9 protein-coding genes are annotated in these 9,369 nt (G+C 65.5%); all 9 read left to right on the top strand.

Annotated features, from left to right (window positions below; all coding sequences use genetic code 11):
- Positions 1-474: 474 nt before the first annotated feature.
- The 9 genes from ccoN (at position 475) to ACO6VM_RS27170 (ending at position 9,354) form a co-directional block, all read left to right on the top strand.
- Positions 475-1,917, top strand: a complete 1,443-nt coding sequence (gene ccoN, locus ACO6VM_RS27210) for a cytochrome-c oxidase, cbb3-type subunit I (protein ID WP_027921278.1) — start codon at positions 475-477, stop codon at positions 1,915-1,917.
- On the top strand, positions 1,917-2,525 hold the full coding sequence (gene ccoO / locus ACO6VM_RS27205) for a cytochrome-c oxidase, cbb3-type subunit II (RefSeq protein ID WP_110994033.1): 609 nt from the start codon (positions 1,917-1,919) through the stop codon (positions 2,523-2,525). The genes ccoN and ccoO overlap by 1 nt, the downstream gene beginning before the upstream one ends.
- A gap of 5 nt (positions 2,526-2,530) precedes the next feature.
- Complete coding sequence (locus ACO6VM_RS27200; RefSeq protein WP_110994041.1) at positions 2,531-2,731, top strand: cbb3-type cytochrome oxidase subunit 3; 201 nt, start codon at positions 2,531-2,533, stop codon at positions 2,729-2,731.
- Positions 2,728-3,708 carry a cytochrome-c oxidase, cbb3-type subunit III gene (gene ccoP, locus ACO6VM_RS27195; protein WP_323828247.1) on the top strand — a complete coding sequence of 327 codons (981 nt, stop codon included), beginning with the start codon at positions 2,728-2,730 and terminating at the stop codon, positions 3,706-3,708. Before ACO6VM_RS27200 ends, ccoP begins: the two co-directional genes overlap by 4 nt.
- 297 nt (positions 3,709-4,005) lie before the next feature.
- Entirely contained in the window at positions 4,006-5,421 is a 1,416-nt protein-coding gene (ccoG, locus tag ACO6VM_RS27190) for a cytochrome c oxidase accessory protein CcoG (protein ID WP_422404061.1), read from the top strand.
- Positions 5,422-5,439: 18 nt separating this feature from the next.
- Complete coding sequence (locus ACO6VM_RS27185) at positions 5,440-5,967, top strand: FixH family protein (RefSeq protein ID WP_110994036.1); 528 nt, start codon at positions 5,440-5,442, stop codon at positions 5,965-5,967.
- 45 nt (positions 5,968-6,012) lie between these two features.
- Complete coding sequence (locus ACO6VM_RS27180; protein WP_422404060.1) at positions 6,013-8,484, top strand: heavy metal translocating P-type ATPase; 2,472 nt, start codon at positions 6,013-6,015, stop codon at positions 8,482-8,484.
- The gene (ccoS, locus tag ACO6VM_RS27175; RefSeq protein WP_110994038.1) at positions 8,466-8,678 is read left to right on the top strand and encodes a cbb3-type cytochrome oxidase assembly protein CcoS; all 213 of its coding nucleotides are present in this window, start codon (positions 8,466-8,468) and stop codon (positions 8,676-8,678) included. The genes ACO6VM_RS27180 and ccoS overlap by 19 nt, the downstream gene beginning before the upstream one ends.
- Positions 8,671-9,354, top strand: coding sequence for a sulfite exporter TauE/SafE family protein (locus tag ACO6VM_RS27170; protein ID WP_401056301.1), 684 nt, complete (start codon positions 8,671-8,673; stop codon positions 9,352-9,354). Before ccoS ends, ACO6VM_RS27170 begins: the two co-directional genes overlap by 8 nt.
- Positions 9,355-9,369: the final 15 nt, after the last annotated feature.

Genomic DNA, 9,369 nt, shown 5'->3' with positions numbered 1-9,369 from the left:
TTGTCCCGCGATAGCGCCAGACCAGACAACCTCGTCGCCTGCACTGACGCCATCGCGGGGCAAGCCCGCTCCCACGCTGCCCCCTCTGCCCTCCCCTCCCTTGCACCCCCTCCGAACACAACTAAGCTTGTTGCCACAGTGGCCCCGCTCGCATGCAGCCGGAGCAGACGTGGTGCACAGCCTGACACCACGCAGCGATTCCAGCCTTGCGAGCCCGCGCTTTGGGATGATGCCTTGCGTGCCCGTCCCGGCAATAAAAGCTTGACCGATCGATCAGAAAAACATGGGAAACGGTACACATTACAAAGATTTATTTGTGTACAATCGTTCGAACCCCTACGCCACGGGACGGTGGCGAACAGGGTCTGGACACGGGTCGGCACCAGTCGCCTTGCATTGTAATAACCCTGGTGGTTATCGATACTGGCGCCGATTTACCAACCAACAAGAATACCCAAACCGTGGAACCTTAGAATGAGCACTGCAATCAGTCCGACTGCTTATAACTATAAGGTCGTCCGCCAGTTCGCCATCATGACGGTGGTCTGGGGGATCCTTGGCATGGGGCTTGGCGTCTTCATCGCCTCGCAACTGGTATGGCCCCAGCTCAACCTGGACCTGCCATGGACGAGCTTCGGCCGCCTGCGCCCACTGCATACCAACCTGGTGATCTTCGCCTTCGGCGGCTGTGCCCTGTTCGGCACCAGCTACTACGTGGTGCAGCGTACCTGCCAGACCCGCCTGATCTCCGACAGCATGGCCGCCTTCACCTTCTGGGGCTGGCAGGCGGTGATCGTCGGCGCGCTGATCACGCTGCCCATGGGCTTCACCACCACCAAGGAATACGCCGAGCTCGAGTGGCCGCTGGCGATCCTGCTGGCCATCGTCTGGGTGACCTACGGGCTGGTGTTCTTCGGCACCATCGTCAAGCGCAAGACCAAGCACATCTATGTCGGCAACTGGTTCTACGGTGCCTTCATCGTGGTCACCGCGATGCTGCACATCGTCAACCACATCTCGCTGCCGGTGAGCCTGTTCAAGTCGTACTCGGCCTACGCCGGCGCCACCGACGCGATGATCCAGTGGTGGTACGGCCACAACGCCGTGGGCTTCTTCCTCACCACCGGCTTCCTCGGGATGATGTACTACTTCGTGCCCAAGCAGGCCGAGCGCCCGATCTATTCCTATCGCCTGTCCATCGTGCACTTCTGGGCGCTGATCACCCTGTACATCTGGGCCGGCCCGCACCACCTGCACTACACCGCCCTGCCGGACTGGGCGCAGTCGCTGGGCATGGTGATGTCGATCATCCTCCTGGCGCCGAGCTGGGGCGGCATGATCAACGGCATGATGACCCTGTCGGGGGCCTGGCATAAGCTGCGCACCGACCCGATCCTGCGTTTCCTGGTGGTATCGCTGGCGTTCTACGGCATGTCCACCTTCGAAGGCCCGATGATGGCCATCAAGACGGTCAACTCGCTGTCCCACTACACCGACTGGACCATCGGCCACGTGCACGCCGGCGCCCTCGGCTGGGTGGCGATGATCTCGATCGGCGCGGTCTACCACATGATCCCCAAACTGTACGGCCGCGAGCAGATGCACAGCGTCGGGCTGATCAACGCGCACTTCTGGCTGGCGACCATCGGCACCGTGCTGTACATCGCCTCGATGTGGGTCAACGGCATCACCCAGGGCCTGATGTGGCGCGCCATCAACGACGACGGCACCCTTACCTATTCGTTCGTCGAAGCGCTGCAGGCCAGCCACCCGGGCTACATCGTCCGCGCCCTGGGCGGTGCGTTCTTCGCCTCGGGCATGCTGCTGATGGCCTACAACGTGTTCCGCACCGTTCGCGCGGCCAACCCGGTACAGGCTGAGGAAGCCGCCAAGATCGTCGTCGTGGGAGCCCACTGATGAAGCATGAAGCAGTCGAGAAGAACATTGGCCTGATGGCCTTCTTCATGGTCATCGCCGTCAGCGTCGGTGGCCTCACCCAGATCGTCCCGCTGTTCTTCCAGGACGTCACCAACAAGCCGGTCGAGGGCATGAAGCCGCGCACCGCGCTGGAAGTGGAAGGCCGCGATATCTACATCCGCGAAGGCTGCGTGGGTTGCCACTCACAGATGATCCGCCCGTTCCGCGCCGAGACCGAGCGCTACGGCCACTACTCCGTGGCCGGCGAAAGCGTGTGGGATCACCCGTTCCTGTGGGGTTCCAAACGCACAGGCCCGGACCTCGCCCGCGTGGGTGGCCGCTACTCCGATGACTGGCACCGCGCGCACCTGTACAACCCGCGCAACGTGGTGCCGGAATCGAAGATGCCGTCCTACCCGTGGCTGGTCGAGAACAAGCTCGATGGCAAGGACACCGCCAAGAAACTGGAAGTCCTGCGCACCCTCGGCACGCCGTACACCGACGAAGACATCGCCGGCGCCCGCGACGCGGTCAAGGGCAAGACCGAGATGGACGCCCTGGTGGCGTACCTGCAAGGCCTTGGCACCCTCATCAAAAGCAAACGGTGACACTGATGGATATCGGGATGATTCGCGGCCTGGGCACCGTCGTGGTGCTGGTGGCTTTCGTGGGCCTGGCGCTGTGGGTGTTCAGCCCGCGGCGCAAAAAGGACTTCGACGAGGCCACGCAGTTGCCATTTGCGGACGACCCCGAGGCCACTCGCCACGTTGAGCACGCGAAAGCGCAAAAAGCTTCTGGGAGCAAACAACAATGACAACCTTCTGGAGTCTGTACGTCACCGTCCTGACCCTGGGCACCATCTTCGCCTTGAGCTGGCTGTTGCTGTCGACCCGCAAGGGCCAGCGCGAAGAGATCACCGACGAAACCGTCGGCCACGCCTTCGATGGCATCGAGGAATACGACAACCCGCTGCCCAAATGGTGGTTCTGGCTGTTCGTCGGCACCGTCGTGTTCGCCCTCGGCTATTTGGTGCTGTACCCGGGCCTGGGCAACTGGAAAGGCATCCTGCCGGGGTACGCGTACGTCGACAACGACAAAAAGACCGAGTTCTCCAACGGCCAGCCAGGCTGGACCGGCGTGCACGAGTGGGAAAAGGAGATGGCCAAGGCCGACGCCCGCTTCGGGCCGATCTTCGCCAAGTTCGCCGCCATGCCGCTGGAGGAAGTGGCCAAGGACCCACAGGCGCTGAAGATGGGCGCACGCCTGTTCGCCTCCAACTGCTCGGTGTGCCACGGCTCTGACGCCAAGGGCGCCTACGGCTTCCCCAACCTGACCGACAACGACTGGCGCTGGGGCGGTGAACCGGAAACCATCAAGACCACCATCATGGGCGGGCGCCACGGCGTGATGCCGGGCTGGACCACGGTGATCGGCGAACAGGGTGTGGCCGATGTGGCGGCGTTCGTGCTGACCAAGCTCGACGGCCGCACACTGCCCGAAGATGCCAAGGCCGACCCGGTCAAGGGCCAACAGATCTTCGCCACCACCTGCGTGGCCTGCCATGGGCCTGAGGGCAAGGGCACCCCAGCCATGGGTGCGCCGAACCTGACCCACCCGCAGGCGTTCATCTACGGCTCGAGCTTCGCCCAGCTGCAACAGACCATCCGCTACGGTCGCCAGGGCCAGATGCCGGCCCAGGAACAGCTGCAAGGCAACGACAAGGTGCACCTGCTGGCGGCGTATGTGTACAGCCTGTCGCAACAGGAGCAGGCACCGGCCAAGGCCGAGTGAGTTGATATGAACGTGGGAGCGGGCTTGCCCCGCGATGGCGTCAGTCGCACCGGACGCCATCGCGGGGCAAGCCCGCTCCCACGTTTTTCAAGGCATAAATCAGGTCTGGGTGACCTGGATCAATTGACACTCGCCATATCACGATTCAAACCATCACCCAACGCGACTAAAGGTCGCAGCACGGCCCCGGCGCGCCAACACAGGCGTATCATGGGCCGCAGAGCGCCAGCAGAACGCGCGCGACTGCGGCCGGCAAGCACTGGCCGCGGCGTTTCTCCACTGCCGTGGGACTAGATGATGAGCAAGCAAATTCCGGTACATGACGTCACCCCGCCTGCCAGCAAAGGGAAGGATTCCGTCGACCTCTACGCATCACGCGAAAAAATCTATACCCGCGCCTTCACCGGCATTTTCCGCAGGCTGCGGATGGTCGGCGGCGCGGTGTTGTTCCTGCTGTATTTCGGTACCGTCTGGTTGAACTGGGGTGGCCACCAGGCCGTGTGGTGGAACCTGCCCGAGCGCAAGTTCTACATCTTCGGCGCCACGATCTGGCCGCAGGACTTCATCCTGCTCTCGGGCCTTCTGATCGTCGCGGCCTTCGGCCTGTTCTTCATCACCGTTTACGCCGGCCGCGTCTGGTGCGGCTATACCTGCCCGCAAAGCGTGTGGACCTGGGTGTTCATGTGGTGCGAAAAAGTCACCGAGGGTGACCGCAACCAACGCATGAAACTGGACAAGGCGCCCATGAGCGGCAACAAGTTCCTGCGCAAATTCGCCAAGCACAGCCTGTGGTTGCTGATCGGCTTCGTCACCGGCATGACCTTCGTCGGCTACTTCTCACCGATCCGCGAGCTGGCCATCGAGTTCTTCACCGGGCAGGCCGATGGCTGGGCCTACTTCTGGGTCGGCTTCTTCACCCTGGCCACCTACGGCAACGCCGGCTGGCTGCGTGAGCAGGTGTGCGTGTACATGTGCCCCTACGCGCGCTTCCAGAGCGTGATGTTCGACAAGGACACCCTGATCGTCTCCTACGACCCGCGCCGTGGCGAAACCCGCGGCCCGCGCAAGAAGGACATCGACTACAAGGCCAAGGGCCTGGGCGACTGCATCGACTGCACCATGTGCGTACAGGTCTGCCCCACCGGCATCGACATCCGCGACGGCCTGCAGATCGAGTGCATCGGCTGCGCCGCCTGCATCGACGCCTGCGACAGCATCATGGACAAGATGAACTACCCCAAGGGCCTGATCAGCTACACCACCGAGCACAACCTGTCCGGGCAGAAAACCCACATGCTGCGCCCGCGCCTGATCGGCTACGCGCTGGTGCTGCTGGTGATGATCGGCGCCCTGGCCACCGCCTTCGCCACCCGCTCGCTGGTCGGCTTCGACGTGGCCAAGGACCGGGTGCTGTACCGCGAGAACGCCCAGGGACGGATCGAAAACGTGTACAGCCTGAAGGTGATGAACAAGGACCAGCGCGACCACGTCTATGTGCTGGATGCCGCCGGCCTGCCGGACCTGCGCCTCGAAGGCCACCGCGAGATCCGCGTGGCCGCCGGCGATATCGTCAGCCTGCCGGTGCAACTGTCGGTTGCCCCGGAGAAACTGCCCTCGACCACCAACGAAATCACCTTCATCCTCAAGGACGCCGACGACAGCGCCAGCCAGGTTGAAGCCAAGAGCCGCTTCATCGGCCCACAGATCCGCTGACTAGAGAGAACACAGACAATGCCTGCCGCCACCGCCGCCAGCCCCTGGTACAAGCACCTCTGGCCCTGGATCATCATCGGCATCCTGGCCACCTCGGTATGCCTGAGCCTGACCATGGTCAGCATTGCCGTGCGCAACCCGGACAACCTGGTCAACGACAACTATTACGAAGCCGGCAAAGGCATCAACCGCTCGCTGGACCGTGAACTGCTGGCCCAGACCCTCAACATCAAGGCCAGCATCCACCTGGACGAACTGACCGGTGAAGTGGACGTGCGCCTGACCGGCAACAGCGCCCCGCAGGCGCTGGAACTGAACCTGATTTCGCCGACCCAGCCCAACAAGGACCGCAAGGTACAACTGGCACGCACCGAGCCGGGCCGCTATGTCGGCCAGCTGGATGACAAGGTCGACGGCCGGCGCTTCGTCGAGCTGCTCGGCAGCCAGGATGACCATGTGTGGCGGCTGTTCGAAGAAGAGAAGGTCGAGCATGGCGTGACCTTGCAGTTGGGGGATGAGGCCATTCAAGGCGCCGAGCACCACTGACCGAACACCGCTCCCACGAACCCGCTGCAGCAAGAAGAGATGTCGATGAGCCAACCCACCCCCTGCTACCACTGCGCCCTGCCCGTCCCCGCCGGCAGCCGCTTCACCGCCGTGGTACTCGGCGAGCCCCGGGCATTCTGTTGCCCGGGCTGCCAGGCAGTGGCCGAGTCCATCGTCGCCGGGGGCCTTGAGCACTATTACCAGCACCGCAGCGACACCAGCGCCAACCCCGAAGCCCTGCCCCGCCAGCTGCAGGACGAACTGGCACTGTACGACCGCAACGACGTGCAACAGGGCTTCGTACGCCATGCCGGCGAACTGGCCGAAGCCACCCTGCTGGTCGAAGGCATCAGTTGCGCCGCCTGCGGCTGGCTGATCGAGAAACACCTGCGCGCCCTGCCCGGGGTTGCCGAGGCACGGCTGAACCTGTCCAACCACCGCCTGCTGGTCAACTGGGCCGACAGCCAGTTGCCGCTGTCCAGGCTGCTGGCCGAGCTGCGCCGCATCGGCTACGCCGCCCACCCCTACCAGCCGGACCAGGCCGCCGAGCAACTGGCCCGGGAAAACCGCAGCGCCCTGCGTCGCCTGGGCGTGGCCGGGCTGCTGTGGTTCCAGGCAATGATGGCGACCATGGCCACCTGGCCAGAATTCAACATCGACCTGTCCCCCGAGCTGCACACCATCCTGCGCTGGGTCGCGCTGTTCCTCACCACCCCGATCGTGTTCTACAGCTGCGCGCCGTTTTTCAAGGGCGCCGCCCGCGACCTGCGCACCCGCCACCTGACCATGGACGTCTCGGTGTCGCTGGCCATCGCCCTGGCCTACTGCGCCGGGATCTGGACGGCGATCACCGGCAGTGGCGAGCTGTATTTCGACACCGTGGGCATGTTCGCCCTGTTCCTGCTGACCGGCCGCTACCTGGAGCGCCGCGCCCGCGAACGTACGGCGGCGGCCACCGCGCAACTGGTCAACTTGCTGCCGGCCTCGTGCCTGCGCCTGGCTGCCGACGGCCAGGCCGAGCGCATCCTGCTCGGCGAACTGCAGTGCGGCGACCGCGTACAAGTGCTGCCCGGCGCGGTGATCCCCGCCGACGGCTGCATTATCGAAGGCCGCTCCAGCGTTGACGAATCGCTGCTCACCGGTGAATACCTGCCCTTGGCGCGGCGCACTGGCGACCGGGTCACCGGCGGCACCCTCAACGTCGAAAGCACCCTCACCATCGAGGTCCAGGCCCTGGGCCAGGACTCACGGCTGTCGGCCATCGTGCGCCTTCTTGAACGGGCGCAGACCGAAAAACCGCGCCTGGCCGAGATCGCCGACCGTGCCTCGCAATGGTTCCTGCTGTTCACCCTGGTGGCGGCGGCGATCATCGGCCTGGTCTGGTGGCAACTCGATGCCGGGCGGGCGTTCTGGATCGTCCTGGCGATGCTGGTCGCCACCTGCCCCTGCGCCCTGTCGCTGGCCACCCCGACCGCCCTCACCGCCGCCACCGGCACCCTGCACAAGCTTGGCCTGCTGGTGACCCGTGGCCATGTGCTCGAAGGCCTCAACCAGATCGACACGGTGATCTTCGACAAAACCGGCACCCTCACCGAAGGCCGCCTGGCCCTGCGCAGCATCCGCCCGCAGGGGCGCCTGGATGCCGACCGCTGCCTGGCGCTGGCCGCCGCCCTCGAGAACCGCTCCGAACACCCCATCGCCCGCGCCTTCGGCCGCGCTGCCCGGCCGGCCGAGGCGGTCAACGCAGTGCCTGGGCTGGGCCTGGAGGGTGAGGTGGACGGCCAGCGCCTGCGCATCGGCCAGGCCACCTTCGTCTGCGCTCTGAGTGGCGCCGAAGTGCCTGGCGTACCCGAGCCGCGCGGCCAGTGGCTGCTGCTGGGCGATCGCCAGGGCCCGCTGGCCTGGTTCGGCCTGGATGACCGCCTGCGCGACGACGCCGCCGACCTGGTGGCCGCCTGCAAGGCCCGTGGCTGGCAGACCCTGCTGCTGTCCGGTGACAGTTCGCCGATGGTTGCCGAGGTGGCCACGCAGCTGGGCATCGACCAGGCCGTCGGCGGCCTGCGCCCGGACGACAAGCTTGCGCGCCTGAAACAGCTCCAGGCCGAAGGGCGCAAGGTGCTGATGCTGGGTGACGGGGTGAACGATGTACCGGTCCTGGCCGCCGCCGACATCAGCATCGCCATGGGCAGCGCCACCGACCTTGCCAAGACCAGCGCCGACGCCGTGCTGCTGTCCAACAACCTGCACGCACTGGTGCAGGCCTTTGCCCTGGCCCGGCGGACCCGCCGCAACATTGTCGAGAACCTGCTCTGGGCGACCCTGTACAATGGCCTCATGCTGCCGTTCGCCGCACTCGGCTGGATCACCCCGGTCTGGGCGGCGGTCGGCATGTCGGTCAGCTCGCTGATCGTCGTGCTCAACGCCTTGCGCCTGACCCGCTTGCCAGCGGCAGCGGGCGTACCGGCAAGCGCGCCACCGTCACTTGGAAGGAAAACCCTATGCCCGCCCTCTACGTGATGATCCCCGCCGCCCTGCTGCTGGTCGGGGTGGCCGTGTACATCTTCTTCTGGGCGGTGGACAGCGGCCAGTACGACGACCTTGAAGGCCCGGCCCACAGCATCCTGTTCGACGACCAGGACCCGCGCCACCAGGCCGCGGTCAAACACGACGAACAACCTCCCGAAGACAAGGACGCCAAACCGAGTGCCTGAACTGATCCCCCTGCTCGGCTCGGCCCTGGTCCTCGGCCTGCTCGGCGGCGGCCACTGCCTGGGGATGTGCGGCGGCCTGATGGGCGCCCTGACCCTGGCCATCCCGCCGGAGCAGCGCAACCGACGCCTGCGCCTGCTGCTGGCCTACAACCTCGGGCGCATCCTCAGCTATGCCGCGGCCGGCCTGCTGCTGGGCCTGGCCGGGGTGGCCCTGGCCAGCAGCCCGCTGGCGATCGGGCTGCGGGTGGTCGCGGCGCTGCTGCTGATTGCCATGGGCCTGTACCTGGCCGGGTGGTGGAGTGGCCTGACACGCATTGAAGCGCTCGGGCGCGGCCTTTGGCGCCATATACAACCGCTGGCCACACGGCTGCTGCCGGTGTCCAGCCTGCCTCGCGCCCTGTTGCTCGGCGCCTTGTGGGGCTGGCTGCCGTGCGGGCTGGTGTACAGCACCCTGCTGTGGGCGGCCAGCCAGGGTGATGCGCTGCACAGTGGGGCATTGATGCTGGCGTTCGGGCTGGGCACCTGGCCGGTGTTGCTGGCCACGGGGTTGGCGGCGGAGCGTGTGGGCAGCGTGCTGCGCAAGCGCGGGGTGCGCATGGCGGGTGGCGTGCTGGTGATCCTCTTTGGCCTGTGGACGCTGCCTGGGCCTCACCAGCACTGGCTCATGGGGCATTGACAGGGAATCGGGGGG

This window comes from Pseudomonas sp. GZD-209, assembly GCF_049310485.1.
Taxonomy (GTDB): domain Bacteria; phylum Pseudomonadota; class Gammaproteobacteria; order Pseudomonadales; family Pseudomonadaceae; genus Aquipseudomonas; species Aquipseudomonas sichuanensis.
Note: the sequence above shows the minus strand (reverse complement) of the source record. Positions and strands in the feature narration are given on the sequence as shown.